The organism is Ilyomonas limi (genome assembly GCF_005233845.1).
GTDB classification, from domain to species: Bacteria; Bacteroidota; Bacteroidia; order Chitinophagales; family Chitinophagaceae; genus Ilyomonas; species Ilyomonas limi.
Window position 1 is genome coordinate 36,890 of sequence record NZ_SZQL01000001.1, and the last position, 21,728, is coordinate 58,617.

At 40.8% G+C, this 21,728-nt stretch carries 24 protein-coding genes; 6 read left to right on the forward strand and 18 right to left on the reverse strand.

What is annotated here, in order from left to right; genetic code table 11:
* Nucleotides 1-203 precede the first annotated feature (203 nt).
* Both FC093_RS00165 and FC093_RS00170 read left to right on the forward strand, forming a co-directional pair.
* Nucleotides 204-1,163, forward strand: coding sequence for a retropepsin-like aspartic protease (locus FC093_RS00165; RefSeq protein ID WP_170970941.1), 960 nt, complete (start codon nt 204-206; stop codon nt 1,161-1,163).
* 105 nt (nt 1,164-1,268) lie between these two features.
* Nucleotides 1,269-1,979: a YqjF family protein gene (locus FC093_RS00170; protein ID WP_137259719.1), complete on the forward strand. Its 711-nt coding sequence runs from the start codon at nt 1,269-1,271 to the stop codon at nt 1,977-1,979.
* A gap of 107 nt (nt 1,980-2,086) precedes the next feature.
* Here the strand turns inward: FC093_RS00170 and argH are convergent, their stop codons facing one another.
* The 12 genes from argH to FC093_RS00230 all read right to left on the reverse strand — a co-directional run bounded on the left by argH (nt 2,087) and on the right by FC093_RS00230 (nt 13,348).
* Nucleotides 2,087-3,448 (reverse strand): argininosuccinate lyase, encoded by a 1,362-nt coding sequence (gene argH / locus FC093_RS00175; RefSeq protein ID WP_137259720.1) that lies wholly within the window; start codon nt 3,446-3,448, stop codon nt 2,087-2,089.
* Between the two features lie 59 nt (nt 3,449-3,507).
* Complete coding sequence (locus FC093_RS00180; RefSeq protein WP_137259721.1) at nt 3,508-3,900, reverse strand: VOC family protein; 393 nt, start codon at nt 3,898-3,900, stop codon at nt 3,508-3,510.
* A 20-nt stretch (nt 3,901-3,920) separates the two neighbouring features.
* Nucleotides 3,921-4,319, reverse strand: coding sequence for a four helix bundle protein (locus FC093_RS00185; RefSeq protein WP_137259722.1), 399 nt, complete (start codon nt 4,317-4,319; stop codon nt 3,921-3,923).
* Between the two features lie 55 nt (nt 4,320-4,374).
* Nucleotides 4,375-5,451, reverse strand: coding sequence for a M20 family metallo-hydrolase (locus tag FC093_RS00190; RefSeq protein ID WP_137259723.1), 1,077 nt, complete (start codon nt 5,449-5,451; stop codon nt 4,375-4,377).
* An 85-nt stretch (nt 5,452-5,536) separates the two neighbouring features.
* Nucleotides 5,537-6,325 carry an acetylglutamate kinase gene (gene argB, locus FC093_RS00195; RefSeq protein WP_137259724.1) on the reverse strand — a complete coding sequence of 263 codons (789 nt, stop codon included), beginning with the start codon at nt 6,323-6,325 and terminating at the stop codon, nt 5,537-5,539.
* Nucleotides 6,326-6,428: 103 nt separating this feature from the next.
* Nucleotides 6,429-6,617 (reverse strand): hypothetical protein, encoded by a 189-nt coding sequence (locus FC093_RS00200; protein ID WP_137259725.1) that lies wholly within the window; start codon nt 6,615-6,617, stop codon nt 6,429-6,431.
* A 238-nt stretch (nt 6,618-6,855) separates the two neighbouring features.
* On the reverse strand, nt 6,856-7,902 hold the full coding sequence (locus FC093_RS00205; RefSeq protein ID WP_240743136.1) for a Rossmann-fold NAD(P)-binding domain-containing protein: 1,047 nt from the start codon (nt 7,900-7,902) through the stop codon (nt 6,856-6,858).
* 32 nt (nt 7,903-7,934) lie between these two features.
* A complete protein-coding gene (locus FC093_RS00210; RefSeq protein ID WP_137259726.1) occupies nt 7,935-9,131 on the reverse strand; it encodes an aspartate aminotransferase family protein in 1,197 nt (398 codons plus the stop codon).
* Between the two features lie 128 nt (nt 9,132-9,259).
* Nucleotides 9,260-10,348, reverse strand: a complete 1,089-nt coding sequence (gene argC / locus FC093_RS00215; RefSeq protein ID WP_137259727.1) for an N-acetyl-gamma-glutamyl-phosphate reductase — start codon at nt 10,346-10,348, stop codon at nt 9,260-9,262.
* Nucleotides 10,349-10,448: 100 nt separating this feature from the next.
* On the reverse strand, nt 10,449-11,735 hold the full coding sequence (argG, locus tag FC093_RS00220) for an argininosuccinate synthase (RefSeq protein ID WP_137259728.1): 1,287 nt from the start codon (nt 11,733-11,735) through the stop codon (nt 10,449-10,451).
* 158 nt (nt 11,736-11,893) lie between these two features.
* On the reverse strand, nt 11,894-12,688 hold the full coding sequence (locus tag FC093_RS00225; protein ID WP_240743137.1) for a GNAT family N-acetyltransferase: 795 nt from the start codon (nt 12,686-12,688) through the stop codon (nt 11,894-11,896).
* Between the two features lie 321 nt (nt 12,689-13,009).
* Complete coding sequence (locus FC093_RS00230; protein WP_137259729.1) at nt 13,010-13,348, reverse strand: TfoX/Sxy family protein; 339 nt, start codon at nt 13,346-13,348, stop codon at nt 13,010-13,012.
* A 193-nt stretch (nt 13,349-13,541) separates the two neighbouring features.
* Here FC093_RS00230 and FC093_RS00235 point away from each other — a divergent pair, with 193 nt between their 5' ends.
* Both FC093_RS00235 and FC093_RS00240 read left to right on the forward strand, forming a co-directional pair.
* Nucleotides 13,542-15,212 carry a glutamine--tRNA ligase/YqeY domain fusion protein gene (locus FC093_RS00235; RefSeq protein ID WP_137259730.1) on the forward strand — a complete coding sequence of 557 codons (1,671 nt, stop codon included), beginning with the start codon at nt 13,542-13,544 and terminating at the stop codon, nt 15,210-15,212.
* Between the two features lie 157 nt (nt 15,213-15,369).
* A complete protein-coding gene (locus tag FC093_RS00240; protein WP_137259731.1) occupies nt 15,370-16,281 on the forward strand; it encodes a restriction endonuclease in 912 nt (303 codons plus the stop codon).
* A 22-nt stretch (nt 16,282-16,303) separates the two neighbouring features.
* On the opposite strand, the gene FC093_RS00245 is transcribed toward FC093_RS00240, so the two are convergent.
* The 5 genes from FC093_RS00245 to FC093_RS00265 form a co-directional block, all read right to left on the reverse strand.
* Nucleotides 16,304-16,534, reverse strand: coding sequence for a Txe/YoeB family addiction module toxin (locus tag FC093_RS00245; RefSeq protein WP_206106474.1), 231 nt, complete (start codon nt 16,532-16,534; stop codon nt 16,304-16,306).
* Nucleotides 16,535-16,544: 10 nt separating this feature from the next.
* Nucleotides 16,545-16,754, reverse strand: coding sequence for a hypothetical protein (locus FC093_RS00250; RefSeq protein WP_137259733.1), 210 nt, complete (start codon nt 16,752-16,754; stop codon nt 16,545-16,547).
* A gap of 111 nt (nt 16,755-16,865) precedes the next feature.
* The gene (locus FC093_RS00255; protein WP_206106475.1) at nt 16,866-17,231 is read right to left on the reverse strand and encodes a HesB/IscA family protein; all 366 of its coding nucleotides are present in this window, start codon (nt 17,229-17,231) and stop codon (nt 16,866-16,868) included.
* A gap of 124 nt (nt 17,232-17,355) precedes the next feature.
* Entirely contained in the window at nt 17,356-17,772 is a 417-nt protein-coding gene (gene iscU / locus FC093_RS00260; protein WP_137259734.1) for a Fe-S cluster assembly scaffold IscU, read from the reverse strand.
* A gap of 69 nt (nt 17,773-17,841) precedes the next feature.
* Complete coding sequence (locus FC093_RS00265; protein ID WP_317129035.1) at nt 17,842-19,059, reverse strand: IscS subfamily cysteine desulfurase; 1,218 nt, start codon at nt 19,057-19,059, stop codon at nt 17,842-17,844.
* 104 nt (nt 19,060-19,163) lie between these two features.
* On the opposite strand from FC093_RS00265, the gene mce reads away from it, so the two are divergent.
* Complete coding sequence (gene mce, locus FC093_RS00270; protein WP_137259735.1) at nt 19,164-19,571, forward strand: methylmalonyl-CoA epimerase; 408 nt, start codon at nt 19,164-19,166, stop codon at nt 19,569-19,571.
* 187 nt (nt 19,572-19,758) lie between these two features.
* On the opposite strand, the gene dnaN is transcribed toward mce, so the two are convergent.
* Nucleotides 19,759-20,874: a DNA polymerase III subunit beta gene (gene dnaN / locus FC093_RS00275; RefSeq protein WP_137259736.1), complete on the reverse strand. Its 1,116-nt coding sequence runs from the start codon at nt 20,872-20,874 to the stop codon at nt 19,759-19,761.
* Nucleotides 20,875-21,053: 179 nt separating this feature from the next.
* On the opposite strand from dnaN, the gene FC093_RS00280 reads away from it, so the two are divergent.
* Complete coding sequence (locus FC093_RS00280) at nt 21,054-21,674, forward strand: 2,3-bisphosphoglycerate-dependent phosphoglycerate mutase (protein WP_137259737.1); 621 nt, start codon at nt 21,054-21,056, stop codon at nt 21,672-21,674.
* Nucleotides 21,675-21,728 lie beyond the last annotated feature (54 nt).

Below are 21,728 nucleotides of genomic sequence, written 5' to 3' on the forward strand. Positions count from 1 at the left end.
TACATACTGTGAATAACATGGTAATAGCAGGTGAATAACTTTCCACGTGGAAAGTACCAACCAACTACTTATAATTACCTTAATCCTCCATCAGCAGCAAACTTTCCTAATATTGTAACTTATTATTAATCCAATACAGTCCAGTATTCATGTTATTAAAATATTGCAGCTTTCTGCTGCTTGCAGTTTTACCCTTAACGACTTTGTTTGCGCAAAACGATTTTATTCACACCAAAGAAGGGTTTTCTATTTTAAGAAAAAGGGAATTAATAAATGATTGTCTTAACTCGCTGCATAAAGATCGTAGCGATGCTACTGCGCTATCTATATGTGAATGTCAGGTAAGTAAGTTGGACTGGCATTTTACCAAAAAACAGTATAAACAGTTCACTAATGGAAGTACCATATACATTGATAAGTTGGTGGAAAGTGATAGCGCTTTGAAAAACGAAATTGACCAATGTTATACCGGCTCGGGCAAAACAACATTACTGCAGGCAGAAGGTTTTGAAGACGAGTTTATAGATAAATGCAAGCAATCTATACAACAAAGTACGGAGCGTAAATTGGACGACAATCGGTTGAATACTTTTTGTCGCTGCCAGCTAAATATGGTGAAAACAAAAAAGCTCACCGATGCAGATATGCAAACTTTATCTAACCCCAACTCGTTATTGTTTTATGAAACGATGTACACCTGCGGCGATCCTTTTGCCGAACAAGATAGTTTAGATAATACATGGAGCGAAGCCGTTGCCAAAGATATTAATGGCCCATTATCAGATACCATTCATGTGCTGAATATGAATGGTATGACTTACCTCAAAATGAAAACGGGTAGTATGGTGCAGTTCTGGCTTTTTGATACTGGTTCATCGGATTTGCTCATCAATAAAGATATGGAAACAACCCTGAAAGCAGAAGGCATTATTACAGATGAAAACTACTTAGGCATTGGGCAATATGAAATGGCAAATGGCATGATAGATACCTGTCGCAAATACATGATCAGTGGCGTTCGTGTTGGCAAGTTTACGCTGGATAATGTGGTGGTAGCCGTTACCGATAAAGGCAAAAAGATAATAGCCGGGAGAAGCCTGCTCAACAAGTTTACTAATTGGATCATTGACAATAAAAACAATACATTGGTATTAACGAAATAGCAAAGAAGAATACCAGGGCTATGCTTCCTGTATAGTTTGTAAATCCATCCCACCAACCACCTTCGTATTTTTACCACGAGCAGTTGAAAAACTGCAACTATTATTATGGCAACAACATTCCTTACTGCCGAATGGCGCAAGTTGGTAATGGCGAATTATGCAATAGATAAAAAAGTATTGCTGCCTTACCTACCGGCAAAAACAGAACTGGACTTGTGGAATAACAACTGTTATGTAAGTCTTGTTGGCTTTCGATTTCAGGATGTAAAACTGCGAGGCTTTAGCATTCCCCTGCACACCAACTTTGAAGAAGTAAACCTCCGCTTTTATGTACGCCACAAAAGCAGCGAAGGCTGGAAGCGTGGGGTAGTGTTTATAAGCGAAATTGTGCCCCGCCGCGCCATCACTTTTGTGGCCAATACACTGTATGGCGAAAAGTATGCAACGATGCCCATGGCTTATTCCTGGGCAGAAAATGAGGATGCTTTAACGGTGAGTTATAAATGGAAAAAGAGGAAGTGGAACGAACTGAAAGTAACCACCAGCATCAACCCGTTAGCTATTGCCGAAGGTAGCGAAGAGGAATTTATTACCGAGCATTACTGGGGCTACGCCAAACTGAAAAATAATGGAACCAACGAATATGAAGTAGCACACCCCAGATGGGAAGTGTACCAAACCAAAGAGCACCATATTGATGTGGATTTTAAAAACATTTACGGCGAAGACTTTCAACTTTTGCAGCAGGAAAAACCCGCATCTGTGTTCTTAGCCGAAGGCTCGGCAGTGAGTGTAAAGGCGGGTAGAAAAATATAGTTTGTTTGCTCACCGATGTTACAGATGAGCACCGACAAGCAAAAATCCGCTGCATGTATTATTATACAATTCCAGCGGATATTATATCTAAGTTGTCTAATTATGCATCAGTCCTGTAACAGCTTTCCGATAGCCTGATGATAAGTTTCAAAAGCAAAAGAATCTACTACCTTTTGCATGTTAGCTTCTATTTTATCGTTGCACAAATTGCCAATGCTGCCTTCGTGGGTGTGATGGATTTGAGTGGAATACTGGAAGTTATTTGCCTCAATATCCAGCCCTACTTTTTTATACGCATCGCGAAAAGGTGTGCCTTTTAAAACCAGTTTATTCACTTCTTCCACGCTAAAAAGATACTTATATTTTTCGTCTTCCAGGATGTTCTTTTTCACTTCCATATTACTCAGCATCAAACCAGCCATACCAATACAATTGCGGAGTATTTCAAAAGATGGAAAAAGATGCTCCTTCAGTAACTGTAAATCGCGGTGATAACCCGAAGGCAGATTGGTGGTCATCATCATGATTTCGTTGGGTAACGCTTTAATACGGTTGCAATAGGAACGAATCAATTCAAATACATCCGGGTTTTTCTTGTGTGGCATGATGCTGCTGCCCGTTGTTAATTCCGGCGGAAAAGAAATAAAACCAAAATTTTGGTTGAGATACAGGCAGGCATCCATGCTCAATCTTGCCAGTGTATCCGCCACATTTGCCAGCGCGCTGGCTACAATGCGCTCTGCTTTACCACGGCCCATTTGCGCATACACCACATTATAATTCAAACCGGTAAAGCCCAACAATTGGGTAGTTAATGTACGGTTGATAGGAAAAGAAGAGCCGTACCCAGCAGCCGAGCCTAATGGATTTTTATTTACCACGTCATAAGCCGCTTTGAGGGTAATGGTATCATCCACTAAACCTTCTGCATAAGCACCCAGCCACAAGCCAAAGGAGGATGGCATAGCGAGTTGCAAATGCGTGTAGCCGGGCAGCAATACATCTTTAAACTCATTACTTTTTGCAATCAGCAGTTGAAAAAAAGATTCAATAGTATGTACTGTTTTTTCTATTTCGCTGCGCAAAAACAACTTTACATCTACCAGCACCTGGTCGTTGCGGCTGCGTGCAGAATGTATTTTTTTGCCAATATCACCCAGTTTTTGCGTTAATAAATATTCTATTTGCGAGTGCACATCTTCAATAGCATTGTCGATGGTGAATGTGCCTCCATCCTCTAAAGGGGAGTTTGAAGTGGACTGCGTAGTTTTATAAATTGCTCTTAACTCTTTTACCAGTTGCTCACATTCTTCGGCAGTAAGCAAGCCAATTGTTGCGAGCATTTTTGCATGCGCAATATTACCCAGCACATCAAAAGGTGCCAGCAACAAATCAAACTCACGGTCTTTGCCTACGGTGAATTGTTCTACTTCTTTAAGTGAGGTGGTGTTCTTTTGCCAGAGTTTCATAGTAGTTTACCGGTTACAGGTTTCCGGATGCCGGTTGATATTTTTATTCTTTAATGCTGCTATTTGGATGGTTCTATCAAGTCCCACAAGTTGCCGTATAAATCTTTAAATACAGCTACAGTGCCCCAGGCTTCTGTAGCTGGCATGCGTACAAAGATGACTCCTTTGCTTTGCAATGCCTCATAATCTCTTTGTAAATTATCGGTGTGTAAAAACAAAAAAACGCGTCCACCGGTTTGGTTTCCAACCCTGCCCAGTTGTTCTTCGGAAGCTGCTTTTGCCAGTAATAAATTGCAACTATCAGAGCCTTTTGGTGCAACAATCACCCATCTTTTGGTGTCACTCAGCTTTGTATCTTCTATGAGATCAAAAGAAAGTTTTTCGGTGTAGAAATGAATAGCTTCATCATAATCGCGAACCACCAATGCTATGTGGGCAAGCTTTTGTTGCATTTATATATTTTGGTTTCCAGTTACAGGTTTCCGGATGCCGGTTTTGTAAAGTCATTTAAATTTGTCTCTACCCATTGAATGAACTTATTAATTCTTTTACTCAAAGCATCGTATTCTTTCTTTAATTTATTATACTGTTGTTCATCCTTCCATGATCCTGTTTCAAGTAGAAAATCAAGATGTACAATGGTTTCGTCACATTCACTTTGTGCATACACCAGATGTTTTATAAAATCAGCTTTATATCGCCTTCTGCCGTATCCTTCTGCAATGGCGGTTGTTACTGCTTTTGAAGAACGGCGTATTTGACTACCTTCTTCAAATAGTTCAAACTTTGGAAGTGTCAGGCTCATCTTATGCACTTCAACCGCCAGCCGTTTTGATTCCGTATAAACTTCTAATTCCCTATAACTTTTCATAGCAATCAATGTTGTCAAAAACTGGTATCCGGCATCTGGTATATGGCAACTTGAATCACACATTCACAACTCTACTCACCAATTTGATATAAGTGTCAATTCCATTCCTGATTTCATCCAAGTAAATATATTCGTCTGCAGTATGACTTCTTGCACTATCACCAGGTCCCATCTTTAATGCCGGAAAATGCATCAGTGCTTTATCGCTGGTAGTAGGTGAGCCATAATAACCATGACCTAAGGCAATGCCTGCCTGCACCAATGGATGCTCCACCGGAATAGAAGTAGAACGCATACGCGTGGTACGTGGCTTGAAAGTGCTTTGCAGATTTTGCTTTAATGCGTCCAGAATTTCTTCAAATGTGTATAGCTCGTTTACCCGCACATCTATCACATACTTGCATTGCGAAGGCACTACATTGTGTTGCTTGTTTTCTGTTTCAATAATCGTTACAGAAAGCCTGGATTCACCCAACAGCGGACTTACTTTTTCAAACTTATAGTTGCGTATCCAGTTAATGTCATCTACCGCTTTGTACAGCGCATTCTCGCCTTCGTTGCGAGCCGCATGACCAGCACGGCCATGTGCCACACAATCAATTACCATTAAGCCGCGCTCAGCAATTGCCATTTCCAGTTTGGTAGGTTCGCCCACAATACCAAAGTCAATATTGCCCAAATACGGCAACACCAGTTCTATCCCGTTTACACCGCTTATTTCTTCTTCCGCAGAAGCGGCAAATACAATGTTGTGATTGAGAGCCGGTTCGTTATAAAAATAAAGAAAAGTAGCCATGAGCGACACCAGGCAACCGCCCGCATCATTGCTGCCTAAGCCAAACAGTTTACCATCTTTTACAATGGGTGTAAACGGGTCCATGGTGTAGCCTTTGTTGGGCTTTACTGTATCGTGGTGCGAGTTGAGTAAGATAGAAGGTTTGGCTGCATCGTAGTATGCATTCTTCGCATAAATGTTATTACCCACTCTGGAGCAGGGAATTTCATTTTGGTTGAAAAATTCAACAATCAATTCTGCCGTATCATTTTCTTCTTTGGAAAAAGAGGGCGTACTGATGAGCTGCTTTAGTAGAGCAACCGCCTTATCAGTTAATATGTTTATATCATTATTCATCTAAAAGGGTATTATTGAAGCAAAATGGAAGTCGCATTTTTAAATGTATGCACCTTTCTCCCCCCTTGAGGGAGAAGTGGTTTTGCTACATTTCATTTATAATACTTGTGCCGGCAGTTTGTGCCACTAATTGTTCCAGTTGTTCGGCCTTACCAATCACCACACGGTGAACGCCTTTCTTCAATGCTGCAAAGGCATTATCCAGTTTCGGTATCATGCCGGCAAAGATTTTCTGTTCTTTTTTTAGTTCTTCATAATAAGACAAATTAATAGACTGTATAACCGAATTATCATCATTAGTGTCTAATAATACACCTTTTTTTTCAAAGGAATAAAGGAGGTGTACTTCATATAATATACTCATTGCCTGTGCTACTTCCCGGGCAATGGTATCGGCATTGGTATTGAGTAATAAGCCTTTTTTATTGTGCGTAATAGGTGCTAATACCACGTTAATATGTTGTGCTAATAAGCTTTGCAGTAAAGGCGTATTTATAACATCTACATCACCTACAAACCCATAATCTATAAAAGGATGCTGACGTTTATGCGCCTGTATTACATTACCATCTGCACCGCATAAGCCAATAGCATTGCACCCATTTGCCTGCAGTTGCGCCACAATATTTTTGTTGATAAAGCCGGCATATACCATGGTTACAATCTTCAATGTTTCGGCATCCGTTATTCTTCTGCCGTCAATTAATTGTTGTTCTATGCCTAACTGTGCAGCGAGTTTAGTAGCTAATTTCCCACCACCATGAACGAGTATTTTAGGTGCGTGGATAGATGCAAAAGATTGGAGAAAAGCAGCCAGTTTTTGCTCATCATCTATAATGTTGCCGCCAATTTTTATAACGTAGAGTTTGTCCATGAAAATTAATCAACCAGCGATTTAAATAAGTTTTTGAAAGTAGTAAGTTGTACAGATGAAAGCTTGCCAGTAACAGCCACAATCTTGCTTTCTTCCACTGTTACTAATCTTGAAACCCCATTACCATTTGATATGGTAAACCTGTTGCTGGTACAACAGAAGAAATTAAAGCAACAGTAACATCGTTGTAATTATCCTTTGTCTGAGCTACAATTGCAGCAGGTCTTACTTTAAACGAAGCTAAATCGGTGTAATGAAATGAAACAATAACAATATTACCTGTTTGTACCATAGCTTATTACTTTATATAACCTTGATACAGATCTTCATTGTTGTCTTCGGGATAATTATTACATGCAGGTGACTGTTGCTGAAACGAAATATTCCTTACGGTTTCTTCCTCTTCTATAAAGGTAACCAGCACTTTATTACCTGCTTTTACCGGCGCTGCTTACAGCAATTTAATTTCGCCATTTTCATACACATCCTTTACAGTAATCAGAGTACCTTTTTTATTTACAACCAACTTACTAAAGACCTTCAAGAATGGATGCTATTACGGCTTGTGCTGCCCATACCCTGTTTGCCGCTTCCTGTGTTACAATGCTGTTTGGTCCATCCAGCACTTCGTCGCTCAGTTCCACATTTCTTCTTACCGGCAGGCAGTGCATTACTTTAGCATTATTGGTTAATTGAAGCTTTTTTTCGGTGAGCATCCAACCAGGGTCATTTTCGTAAATTTTACCATAGTCCTTATACGTGCTCCAATTTTTTACATACACAAAGTTTGCATTTTTTAATGCTTCATCCTGATTGTGTGTGATGGTGGCGCCTTTAGTAAACTGTTCTGCCAACTCATAATCTTCCGGATGCGTAATTACAAAGTCCACTTCGCCCCAGGCATTCATCCATTGCGAAAAACTGTTGGCCACACACTGCGGCAAAGCCTTTACATGTGGTGCCCAGGTAAGCACAACTTTAGGTTTCGGATTGCCACTTAACGGATTCTGGTTCAGTTGTTCTTTTATGGTAATAACATCCGTTAAACTCTGCAATGGATGCAGCGTTGCGCTTTCCAAACTAACCACCGGCACACCGCAATATTTGATGAATTCAGTGATGTACAATTCGCTGTAATCATCTTCTCTGTTCTTTAGCGAAGGAAAGGTGCGGATACATAAAATATCAAAATAATTACCGAGTATGGGCGCAGCGTCTTTCACGTGCTCTACGGTGTTGCCGCTCATGATAGCACCTTCTTCAAATTCCAGTGCCCAGCCTTCTTTGTCCACATTAAACACAATGGCTTCCATGCCTATGTTTTTGGCTGCAATTTGTGTACTTAAACGTGTGCGTAACGATGGATTTAAGAACAATAATCCAATACGTTTGCCAACGCCTAACGTGCGGTCTTTAAAAGGCTCGGCTTTATAAGCTAATGCTTTTGCTACGAGTGCATCAATATCTGTAACATCGTGTACTGATATAAATTGTTTCATGCCCCTAACCCCTAAAAGGGGAAAATTTCGATGATTGTAAATAATGTTGTTTTGCTTGTGTTCCGCTATTTCTGCCATACAAAGTCTCCAAATTTCATACAGCTTTTCACCTAATCTTCTGCCCTTACCTCTTCTTCCTGCTGCACATTTTCAGTTTCTTTTGCCTTTGGTTTCAACTCTGCAATGGCTTCCTGCAAAGCTTCCAAAAATTCATCGGATTGCTTGCGTGATAATGCTAATGAAGGCAGTAACCGGATTATATTAGGCTTGGCTTCGCCGGTAAAAATGTTGAAATCGTACAACAATTTCTTGCGTAAATCTTTCAGGTCTTCCGGCACGTCAAAACCAATCATCAAGCCTTTGCCGCGCACATTTTCAATACCTTCAATAGTTCTCAAACGGTTCATCAGGTACATGCCACGTTGTTTGGCAAGTTCAATCAGGTTTTCTTCTTCTATTACTTCCAACACAGCTAATGCTGCTGCACATGCCAGGTGATTGCCACCAAAGGTGGTACCCAGCATACCGTGTTTTGGTTGAATGTGTGGTGCAATGAGAATGCCCCCAACCGGAAAGCCATTACCCATGCCTTTCGCCATAGTATAAATATCTGCCTGCACACCTGCATGGTCGTGACTGAAGAACTTGCCTGTTCTGCCAAAACCACATTGCACGCTGTCGGCAATAAATACCGCATCGTTCTGGTCGCACAGGCGGCGAATAAGTTGTAAAAAGCTGTCGGTTGCAATATTAATACCACCTACACCTTGTATGCCTTCGATAATTACAGCACATACTTCTTTGCCGTTGGTCTGGAAATATCTTTTTAGTGCTGCTTCATCATTGAAGGGTAGAAAATCTACATTATCTGTTTCATTCACGGGTGCTATAAGCGCTTTGTTATCTGTAGCTGCAACGGCTAAAGAAGTCCTGCCATGAAACGCTTTTTTAAAAGCCACAATCTTCTTTTTACCATTATGGAAAGAAGCAAGCTTCATAGCATTTTCGTTAGCTTCGGCACCGCTGTTTACCAAAAATAACTGGTAATCTTCCTTGCCACTTACTTTGGCTAATTTATCCGCCAGTTGTTGCTGAATAGGTATATGTACACTATTGGAATAGAACGCAATTTTTTCTAATTGGTCTTCTATTCTTTTCACCCAGTGCGGGTGCGTGTGTCCAATGCTGATAACAGCATGACCGCCGTACATATCCAGGTATTGTACACCATTTTCATCCCACACGTAAGAGCCTTGTGCTTTCGTAATGGTGATGTTGTTGAGCGGGTAAACGTCAAAAAGTTTCATAACCCTTAATCCGCCGGCCGGCGGAGATTTTGTTTTGTCTTAAATCATCGCCCTATTTGGCTATGTAGATTTAAGTTGTTAAGAGATATTGTTTGATGTTGCCATTCATTTCCCTTGAGGGGAAGGGGCTAAAAATAATTTGCTTTCAATCTTAATCCTGCTTCTTCTTCTACCCCAAACATTAAGTTCATGTTCTGCACCGCCTGTCCTGATGCGCCTTTCAATAGATTATCTGTAATGGAATGTACTACCAATTTGCTGCCTACTTTTTCTAATTGTATCAAACATTTATTGGTATTCACCACTTGTTTCAAAAAAATAGGTTCATCACTTACCGTCGTAAACGGCTGTGCTGTATAAAAATCTTTATACAACTTTTTTGCTTCTTCTAAAGATACATCCGTATCAATAGTAGAGCTTATAAAAATACCACGTGCAAAATCGCCACGCCAGGGAACAAAGCTTAAATCAATAGCCTCTTGTGTGGGTTGCAGTTGTAAAAGCGACTGAACGATTTCGCCTAAATGCTGATGAGACAATGTTTTATAAGCTTGTATGTTATTAGCACGCCAGCTAAAGTGTGAAGTGGCACTTAGGCTTTGCCCGGCGCCGGTACTACCTGTAATGCCAGTAGTATAAATATCGCTTAGCAAACCTGCTTTTGCCAAAGGCAGTAATCCTAATTGTATTGCAGTAGCAAAGCAGCCGGGATTGGCAATATTATGAGCTGTTTTTATTGCTTCTTTGTTCAACTCGGGCAAGCCATAAATAAAGTTGCGGATAAAAGTGTGATGGCTTGCAGTTGGCTGGTGAAATTCTGCGTCTTTTAATAACCGAAAGTCGTTGGAAAGGTCAATAATTTTGATGTGTGCAGGGATGGTATGGGCCTCTAAAAATTTTTTTGCCGCGCCGTGTCCGGTGCAGAGAAAAAGTACATCTGTATCCAGTAAATTGTCTGCACTCAGTGCTTCATTGCCGCTGAATTTTAGATCCGTTTCTCCAATCAAATCGGCATGTACTTTACTTACTGCATTGCCTGCATTGCTGTTGCTGTGCATAAACGCAATAGTTGCATGCGGATGATTAATTAATAACCTTATCAATTCGCCACCGGTATATCCTGCACCGCCAATAATGCCCACACGGATGACGTCCCCATCCCCTAAAGGGGAGTTTGTAGCAGCGTTTTCAAATTTATCTTCTAAGTTGTTATTCATGTTCGATTACTCTGTGTAAATGTCAATAGATGATGAACTTCAAAAGAGTTTGGTTTTCTAAGCTCCTCCTTCAGGAGGGGTTTGGAGAGGCTTGGGTTTGTTACTCCCCTTTAGGCATTGGGGGCTGTTGCTCCTCCTGTACTTTTTGGTACATGGCTACCTGATTGCCAAATATTTTGCTAAAGCCACGCACATCTTCGCCGGTCCAGCCGTTGTTCATTTCACCATATTTACCAAACTTGCTATTCATTAAATCGTACGGACTTTCAATACCAATAACCTGAAAACGATAAGGTTGCAGTTGTACAAAAACATCACCCGTTACATTTTGTTGCGAGCTTTGCAAGAAGGCTTCAATATCGCGCATCACCGGGTCTAATATCTGCCCTTCGTGCAGCCAGTTGCCATAAAAATTAGCGATGTTGTCTTTCCAGCTTAATTGCCATTTGGTAAGCACATGTTTTTCCAACGCATGATGTGCCTTAAGAATAACCATCGGTGCGGCAGCTTCAAAACCCACACGACCTTTAATGCCGATAATGGTATCGCCTACATGAATATCCCTGCCAATGCCGTAAGGTCCGGCGATGGTTTGTAAATATTGTATGGTTTCAGATGGATGATTGAATTGTTTGTCATTTACGGCAGTTAATTCCCCTTTTTCAAAATGCAGTTTTACTTCTTCGCTGCCTTGTTTGGTAACTTGTGTTGGCCATGCTTCTTCGGGCAACATGCCTTTGCTACTCAGCGTCTCTCTGCCACCTATGCTGGTGCCCCATAAACCCTTATTGATGGAGTATGCTGCTTTCTCAAAATTCATCTCCACACCCCTTTCTTTGAGGTATGCAATTTCTTCTTCACGGCTCAGTTTTAAGTCACGGATAGGTGTAATAATTTCTACATTAGGAATCATAATGTGAAATACCATGTCAAACCGTACCTGGTCATTACCTGCACCGGTGCTACCATGCGCCACTGCATCGGCATCCAGTTTTTTTGCGTGCTCCGCAATGTGTAACGCCTGCACCAGTCGCTCTGCACTTACACTTAAAGGATAGGTATTATTCTTCAGTACATTACCAAATACAAGATATTTAATAATGCGGACGTAATAACCTTTTACAGCATCTACCGTAGTATGTGTTTTTACACCTAAGCGATAAGCATGTGCTTCTATTTTTTGCAGTTCTTCTTCGCTAAAGCCGCCAGTATTTACAATAATACTATGTACTTCATAGCCACGATCTTCGGTGAGATATTTTACACAAAAAGTAGTATCGAGCCCACCACTAAAACCTAAAACTACTTTGCCCCCGTTTTCTGTATGGGAGCTTTGAGATACATTCTTTTCTGAAGGTAAAACAGAATTGGATGAGGTGTTTTGCATGTTTGCCAATGAATGAAAATTATGTACGGTTAACAGAAAGAGATTGGATGAATGCGCTTTTGCGCTGCAAAGTAACAGGTAAAAAGTTACTTATGAGAAGTTTATAACCTCACTCCTGCCCCTCTCCACAGGTGAAGAGGGGCAGGAATAGGAAAAATTTATGCGAATAGAGTAAGCAACATGCTTACAAACGAACGTCGTTGCTGCTTCTTCTCTCCTTTTGCTTTTTCTTTTTTGCGAAATACTTTGAGGAAACGGTTCCGCTTGCTTTCCATCAAACGGCCATAAGCTTCCTTTTTCTCCTCAAAATACTCTTTGGTTTCCTGTGGCTCGTAGTGGTCGGCAGGGTCATACAGCATAGCGGTGCACAGGCAATTTTTACGCTCTTTCATCATAAGAATGTCGTAATTCACACAGCTTTTACAACCTGCCCAAAAGGCTTCATCCTGTGTAAGCTCGCTGTAAGTAACCGGCTCATAACCCAGCTCGCTGTTGATTTTCATTACTGCCAAACCAGTAGTTAAGCCAAATATTTTTGCGGCGGGATATTTTTCTCTGGAGAGATTAAAAATGGCTTGCTTGATGCGCTTTGCCACACCGCTTTTTCTAAACTCGGGTGCTACTATTAAGCCGCTATTGGCTACATACTCGCCATGGCTCCAGGTTTCTATATAACAAAAGCCTACCCATCTGCCATCGGCAGTAACGGCTATTACTGCTTTGCCTTCGAGCATTTTGTTCTCTATGTATTCGGGTTTACGCTTGGCAATGCCGGTACCGCGAGCCTTGGCGCTGGCTTCCATCTCGTTGGTGATAGTTTCGGCAAAATGTATGTCGGCTATGTTGGCTATTCTTACGATAATTTCTTGTTGCTGCTCCACTGTCAATTGAAAATTAAAAAGACAAAATTGATTAATGACGAAAACGATGCCTGACTTTGCTAAGTCTTGCATAAAACGGTTTCCTGAAAAATTGTGTTTTGCGGAAAACGGATATTAAAGGCGCGGTCGTCGTGCCGGTCGGAGACAACAAGGATTGGGTATAACAACAACACCCATCAGCGAAGGATGGAAAGCGATAGATAAGTTATGTGTTGTGTACTGTTTCAATTTCAGTTCTTGTATAAAAGGTGAACCAAAGTTTTTTATTGCGGCGTAAAGTTAATAATGTTTATAAAATGTGAGCTACTTTTTTTGAAAAAGTTTAATAAAGTAACATTAAAGTTTGATAAAAGCGCAACGAACTACACAAATGGTTGTAAGAGAATAGGGTTGTTATTTACGCTTTGATGCTTTAGCTTTTGGATTAAAGGCGAGGGCAAGCGACAGCCAATAATCCAGTTCTTTTTTTGTTGTAATACTATCTTCTGCTACATATACGTATCCTTTGTACTCCCGGTTTTTCATGATGGTTGCCCGGCAGCCTTTTTCTTCAATAAGCTCATCATGCAGTGCCGGGTCTATGCGGCACATCAGTTCATCATCGCCAACACTCACGCACAATTTTCCATTTACCATAAATGCAATGCCGCGAAACATTTTCTTTTCTTCCACATTCGGAATTTCGGCAAGCGCTTCTCTTACTCTGTTGGTTAGCACTTCATTATAAGCCATAGTATCCGGTTTAAGGAATGAGGATTAAAACTACATTATTAATACTTATGTTTCAAATTAGTAAAGATGAAAAGCATTTGCATACCCGTGAGTATGTTTTTTCATTATTCCGTGCTTTATCAATCTTCTAACGCAGCCGCTCCCCTCCTTCTATTGTCTTATTGCTATATTTGTTTTTTATCAACGTTTTATTATGAGCACGACCGAAGAAAAATCATTGAATTTTATTGAAGAAATTGTAGAAGAGGATTTGCGAAGCGGAAAATATAAAACTATTCTCACACGCTTTCCGCCCGAGCCAAATGGCTACCTGCATATTGGTCATGCAAAAAGTATTTGTTTAAACTTTGGACTGGCTAATAAATATGGTGGTGCCACCAACCTGCGCTTTGATGATACCAACCCCACTACCGAAGAAACAGAATATGTAGAAAGCATAAAGGCAGATGTGAAATGGCTGGGTTTTAACTGGGCAAAAGAATTGTATGCTTCGGATTATTTTGAACAATTATACAACTTTGCCGTTGACCTGATAAAAAAAGGGCTGGCATATGTAGATGACAGCACGAGCGATGAAATAGCTGCCAGTAAAGGCACGCCTACACAACCCGGCACGCCAAGCATATACCGCGACCGGAGTGTGGAAGAAAACCTGCAACTCTTTGCCGAGATGCGTGCAGGTAAATATAAAGATGGTGAAAAAGTATTGCGTGCTAAAGTGGATATGGCGTCGCCCAACATGCACCTGCGCGACCCAATTATGTACCGCATCAAACACGCACATCACCACCGCACCGGCGATAAATGGTGCATTTACCCGCTGTACGATTTTGCGCATGGGCAAAGCGATAGCATTGAGCATATTACGCATTCTATTTGTACGCTGGAGTTTATTCCGCACCGCCCTTTGTACGATTGGTTTATAGAAAAATTAGATATTTTTCCATCGCATCAATATGAGTTTGCAAGACTTAATGTGACTTATACAATTGTGAGTAAACGCAAGCTGCTACAGTTGGTAAATGAGAAAATTGTAGATGGCTGGGACGACCCGCGGATGCCTACTATCAGTGCCATGCGCCGGCGTGGTTTTACACCCGAAAGTCTTCGTGATTTTTGTGAAAAAATAGGTGTTGCTAAAAGGGAAAATTTAATTGATTATAGTCTGTTGGAGTTTTGCGTGCGTGAGCATTTGAATAAAATAGCCCTCCGTCGTATGGTGGTGTTTGATCCACTGAAAGTGGTAATTACCAACTACGAAGTGGGCAAAGTAGAAATGCTGAAGGGTGAAAATAACCCGGAAGATGAAGACACTACTTACCGCGATATACCCTTTAGCCGTGAAATATATATAGAACGGGAAGACTTTATGGAAAACCCGCCAAAGAAGTATTTCCGCCTGGCGCCAGGGCAAATGGTGCGCCTTAAGAATGCATACATTATTAAGTGTGAGGAAGTGATGAAGGATGAGCAGGGCAATATTACCGAAGTGCACTGTACCTATTTGCCCGAGAGCAAAAGCGGGGGCGACCATAGCAATATAAAAGTGAAAGGCACGCTGCACTGGGTAAGTATTCCACACGCCATTAATGCTGAGGTGCGCGAATATGACCGGTTGTTTACAGTAGAAAATGTGGATGAAGCGCCGGGTGATTTTAAAGATTACATCAATAAAGATTCGCTGCATGTTGTTGCCAATGCCTATGCAGAGCCCGCGTTGCAACATGCAAAGTTTGATGAGCGTTACCAGTTTTTACGCAAAGGATATTTTACGCTGGATATGGATACAAGTGAAGAGAAATTGGTGTTTAATAGAACAGTTACATTGAGAGATACCTGGGCAAAGGAGAAGGGAAAAGCATAAGATTGATTTTACACATTTTTGAAAGCACCTGCTGATTGATTTCGGTGGGTGCTTTTTTTGTTTCAATAAAATAGGTAGGATACATATTCAAATAAATGAAGGACTTTAAAAAAGGTAGTTATGTATATTTGGAACTTACTGCCATTTAAGAGATATCATGATACCTGACTACCAGACATTAATGCTTCCGCTTTTAAAACTTGTATCTGATAAGAAAGAGCATAAATATAGAGACTTAATTGAGAAATTAGCTATTGAATTTAATGTAACGGATGTGGAAAGAAAAGAGCTTTTAGCAAGTGGTAGTCAAGCTATTTTTGATAACAGGGTAGGTTGGGCAAAAACTTACTTGAAGAAAGCAGGCTTGCTTGACTCTCCTAAGCGTGCAACATTTGTTATTACTAATATAGGGTTACAGACCTTAGCTAAACAACCTCCATTTATTGATGCAAAATATTTAAAACAATTTCCATCCTTTCTGGAGTTTCAAAATGCAAGTCGTAATGATAGTGAAGCAGATGTGTATGTGCAAGAGCAAAATGAAGAAACACCGGAAGAGAGCCTTGACAAAGCATACCAAAGGATTAGAAAATCATTAGTATCTGAACTACTGAATAAAGTTGTTGAGTTATCACCAACTTTCTTTGAGCGATTAGTTGTGGAGCTTTTAGTAAAAATGGGATATGGCGGCTCTATAAAAGATGCAGGTAAAGCAATTGGCAAAAGCGGTGATGAAGGAATTGACGGAACTATTAAGGAAGACCGGTTAGGGCTTGATATCATCTATATTCAAGCCAAGCGCTGGAAGCCCGAAAACGTAGTTGGCCGACCAGAACTTCACAAGTTTGTTGGTGCTTTAGCCGGACAAGGTGCTAAGAAGGGAATTTTCATTACCACTTCAAAGTTCACTAAAGAGGCATTAGGCTACACTCCTAAAAACGAAACAAAAATTGTTTTGATTGATGGTGAACAATTAGCACAACTAATGATTGATTATAATTTGGGTTGTACTACTCAGCAGACTTATGAGGTTAAGAAAATAGATAGTGATTACTTTGGGGAAGAATAAGGTGAGCAATTTACTGGTAATGTCAATGCAAAGAATGAATGATAATATTGTTAGCTTCTACTTTGTAAATTATTCTATGCTCAAGATTAATACGTTTGCTCCTGTAGCCGCTATAATTTGCTTTTAAAGGCTCTGGTTGTCCGGTTCCTGTAAAAGGTGTTTGACAGCAATTTTCTAATAAGGAGTAAATTTTCTTTACTGTTTTCAGATCATTCTTTATCCACCAACCTATATCTTCCCACACTTTAGGCATGAATAAAAGATTATGCATCTATCAATGCTTTTAAATCTTCCAGATTACATGGCGTTGGTTGTACTTTACCACTTTCATAATCCTCAATACTTTTCAGTATTGCAGGATTGGTAATTTCAGTATCCCCTGTTTGTTTGGCATCTTTTATAAAGGAGATATCTTTTAGCAGTTCTAACAATAAATCAGCTTTATTATCAGCCACTTCCAATAAAATTTTCATACTGTATTGCTTTACTACAAAGTAAAACCTTCTACATAAACCAAAAAAGCCGAACAAAACTGCCCGGCTCTTTTATAAAAATTATCCTTCGCGCCTTAGCGGTTAACAATCTTACACCGCAAAGCTTTCCCCGCAGGCGCAGCTACGACTGGCATTCGGGTTATTAAAATAAAATCCTTTACCATTCAAGCCATCTGAAAATTCAAGTTCGGTATTCACCAGGTACAAAAAGCTTTTCAGGTCGGTGACCACTTTTATTCCGTTGTTTTCAAACACCTGGTCTCTGGGCTTTATTTCATTGTCAAAATCCATCTTATAGCTCAGTCCGCTGCAGCCGCCGCCCACCACAGATACTCTTAAAAAATAAGAAGGATCGTTGGCAATACCGGCATCTTCCATCAGCTTGCGAACTTTGGCTTTTGCCTTTTCGCTTACGTATATCGCGTTATCTGTTGCAACCATAACTAAATCCTCCATCCCCCTTGAAGGGGAGTTTTATCTTAAATCCCTAAAGAGACTTAAGCATTCATAAAATAATTTTTTATTGTATCACATACATTCATTAGTCAAGCTCCCTTTATTCCCCTTTAAGGGCAAGGGGCTAATGAATTCTTTCTTCAAACACCAACTCTTCCAATCCCTGCTTTTTGCGGTAGTCGTTGATAGCTGCTTTAATAGCATCTTCAGCAAGTACCGAGCAGTGGATTTTTACCGGTGGCAGGCTCAGTTCTTCCACAATAGTCATATTATCTATTGTTAATGCTTCCTCTACTGATTTGCCTTTCAGCCATTCGGTAGCCAGTGAAGAAGAAGCAATAGCAGAACCGCAGCCAAAGGTTTTAAACTTTGCATCAGAGATTACGCCGGTAGCTTCATCTACTTCTATCTGCAGGCGCATTACGTCGCCGCACTCAGGTGCGCCCACCAGGCCAGTACCTACATTTTTTTTACTTTTATCCAGCGTGCCTACATTTTTAGGGTTGCTGTAGTGGTCAATAACTTTATCGGAATATGACATATCTATTTAAGATTTTAGATGTGCGATGTACAATTTTATTTTTATTAAATAATACCCAAATATTCAATATTAGTGCGCTGCCCATTCAATCGAATTAAGATCTATACCTTCTTTGTACATTTCCCAAAGCGGGCTCATTTCACGTAGCTTTAGTACGGTATTTTTTACCTGCTCAATGGTATAGTCAATTTGTTCTTCGGTAGTAAAACGCCCCAAACCAAAGCGGAGCGAACTATGTGCCAGGTCGTCACCTAAACCTAATGCTTTCAATACGTAACTGGGCTCTAACGAAGCGGAAGTACAAGCCGAACCGGATGATAAAGCAATGTTTTTATTAAAGCCCATCATCAAACCTTCGCCCTCTACATATTTAAAAGAAATATTGGTTACATGTGGCAGGCGATGCTCGCGGTTGCCATTTACATAAGACTCCTCTATTTGCAGCAATGCATTTTCCAGCTTATCGCGCAGCTTGCTGATGCGCTTGCTTTCTTCTTCCATTTCCAAACGGCACAGTTCGCAGGCTTGGCCAAAACCTACAATACCCGGAACATTGAGCGTACCACTACGCATACCACGCTCGTGACCCCCACCGTCCATTTGTGCAGTAACTTTTACACGGGGGTTTTTACGGCGGACGTACAATGCACCAACACCTTTAGGTCCGTACATTTTATGTGCAGAAAAAGTAAGTAAATCAATGCCATCTTTATTTACATCCACTGGAATTTTACCGGCAGCCTGGGTAGCATCGGTAAAGAACAATACACCGTGCTTGCGGGCAATAGTACTGATTTCTCTTACCGGCTGAATAACACCCACTTCATTATTAGCATACATCACCGAAATCAAAATAGTGGTTGGTTTAATAGCAGCTTCCAGTTGTTTCAAATCAATCAATCCATCTGCTGCAACAGGCAGGTAAGTAACCTCACCACCCAATTTTTCAATGTGTTTGCAGGTATCCAGCACCGCTTTGTGCTCGGTAACTACGGTAATAATGTGATTGCCTTTGCTGGCATACATCTCATACACCCCTTTAATAGCCAGGTTATCACCTTCGGTAGCGCCGGAAGTAAAAATAATTTCTTTGGGGTCCGAGCCAATCAGTTTTGCTACCTGTTCGCGAGCGTAATCCACTGCTTCTTCCGCCTCCCAGCCAAATGGATGGTTACGACTGGCCGCATTGCCAAAATGCTCGGTAAAGTATGGAATCATTGCTTCCAACACCCGCGGGTCCATAGGCGTAGTGGCATTGTTATCTAAATAAATCGGGAGTTTCAGCATAATAAAATCTTCTTGATTATTCACAAAATTAGGCTAAAGCGATGTATTTTACCAGCGCTCGCTTTTTACTTAACGTCCTTTTTACCAAAATATGAAATAGGTATATGTTGAAAGTTGAACACATTGGTATTGCTGTACAGGATTTAACCACTGCTATTCCATTATACGAAAAACTATTGAATACCGGTTGCTATAAGACCGAGGAAGTGACGTCGGAAAACGTAAATACTGCGTTTTACAAACAAGGCGACACCAAGATTGAATTATTGGAAAGTGTAGCTGCTGAAAGTGCCATTGCAAAGTTCATTGCTAAACGTGGTGAAGGACTGCACCATATTGCTTTTGAAGTGGAAGATATTGTTGCAGAAATGGAGCGCCTGCAAGGCGCAGGATTTACACTGATCAATGAACTGCCCAAAAAAGGTGCAGATAATAAGCTGGTGTGTTTTCTTCATCCGAAAGATGCGTGTGGTGTGTTGATAGAGTTGTGCCAGGAAATAAAGGAAGAATAACACCAGGTTCAAACAGATAATCCTATCTAAGCTACAAACCACAAGCTGCAAACAAAATAAAACTTTGAACTAAACGTATTTCGTGTTGCTTAATTGAAATGAAATTGGTAACATTCATAATTACAATAAAAAACGCTGGCAGGATTCCAAACCCTGCCAGCGTTTAATTAAACATGACATATAATTCTTAACTATTCAGCATTAGCGGCATTACCAGCATCAGCAAATCTTCGCCCTCTTCCTGTTCGGTAGGTTTTAAAATGCCGGCTTTGGTAGGCGTAGATAATTCTACCCGTACTTCATCATCATCGGCGGCACTGAGCATTTCTATTAAAAACTTAGCATTAAAAGCAATCTGCAAATCCTCGCCGTTATAATTGCAATTCATACGCTCGTGACCTTCAAAAGAAAAGTCCACGTCCTGTGCAGCCAGCTTCAGTTCGCTGCCGCTGATGTTGAGTGCCACCTGGTTGGTGCTTTTATTACTAAACACATTAATGCGGCGTAGCGCGCCCTGAAAATCATTTTTATTCACCACCAGTTTATATGGATTATCCTGCGGTATTACCACTTTATAATCAGGGAAGCGGGCATCTATCAGGCGGCAGGTCAACTGTGTAGTACCATGCATTACAAACAGGTGATTGCTGTTGTAGCTAATGGTAATTTCATCATCATTATCGGGCAAGGCATTGCGCAATAAATTCAATGGTTTTTTAGGTACAATGAAGCTATCCTGGTTGGGACAGTGCACATCGGTGCGGCGGTAGCGAACCAGGCGGTGCGCATCGGTGGCAACAAACTGGATAGCATCTTTATTCAACTCAAAATAAACGCCGGTCATGGCAGGACGTAAATCATCGGAGCTTACGGCAAATAAGGTTTTATTAATAGCAGTAATCAACGCGCGACTCGTCATGGTAAAAGAGTTGGTATCATCGGCAACCGGCTCTTTGGGAAAGTTGTCGGGGTTCTCTCCCATCACTTTATACTTACCATTATCGCTCGTAATTTCTACTGCAAAGTTTTTATCAATGCTGAATGTAAGCGGCTGGTCGGGTATATTTTTTAATGAATCAATCAATATCTTGGCAGGAATACATACGCGGCTGTTTTCCTGACTTTCCACATCCATCTGTACGCGCATTACCGTTTCGAGGTCAGTAGCAACAATGTTTAGCTTTTTATCAGTTATATCAAATAAAAAATCTTCCAGTATAGGTAGCACCGTATTGGCGTTGATAACGCCGCTAATCTGCTGCAGGTGTTTAAGTAAAGAAGAAGAGGAAACTATAAATTTCATCAGTTAATTGTTTATTGTTTTTATAAACTACAAGCCGTTAGCTGCAAGTTGCAAGTAAATGCCTAGATATTTGCAAATCTATGCGGTAACAAACCTACTGTAAAATAGTTTTTTTCGGGGGTGAAAAATTAGTGAGCAAGAAATTTGCTCAATATAAAAAATAAAGAATTCTTTTTAGTATGCTTACTTACCTGGTTTTAATTCGTCACGGGCAATCTGTCTGGAACCTGGAAAACCGTTTTACCGGCGATACCGATGTGGATCTTACCGCCCAGGGGCGCGCAGAAGCGCAGCTTACCGGCAAAAAACTAAAAAAGCGGGAAATTCCATTTGTGGCAGCATTTACCTCTATGCTCAGGCGGGCACAGGAAACGCTGGATATTATTTTGCACGAAATTAATCAGCCTAACATCAAAATATATAAAACGGCTGCACTCAATGAGCGTAGCTACGGCAAGTTGCAGGGATTGAATAAGGCCGAAATGGCAGAGAAATATGGTGCCAATCAGGTGCAACTGTGGCGCCGCAGTTTTGATGAAGTGCCGCCCGGTGGCGAAAGTCTGCGCCAAACGCAGGAGCGCGTATTGCCTTATTATTACGAACACATTGAACCATTACTCAGGCAGCAAAAAAATGTACTGGTGGTAGCACATGGCAACAGTTTGCGTGCCTTAATGATGCACTTAGAAAATATTGGTGAACACGCCATTACGCAAGTAGATATTCCTACCGGCGTACCGCGGCTGTATGAGTTTGACGATGTGTTTAAAATGATAGGTGCAAATTATATAGCCGATTGAGAATATAACAACTTTAAATGTGAGGCAATTTTCGTCATTGCGAGCGATAGCAAA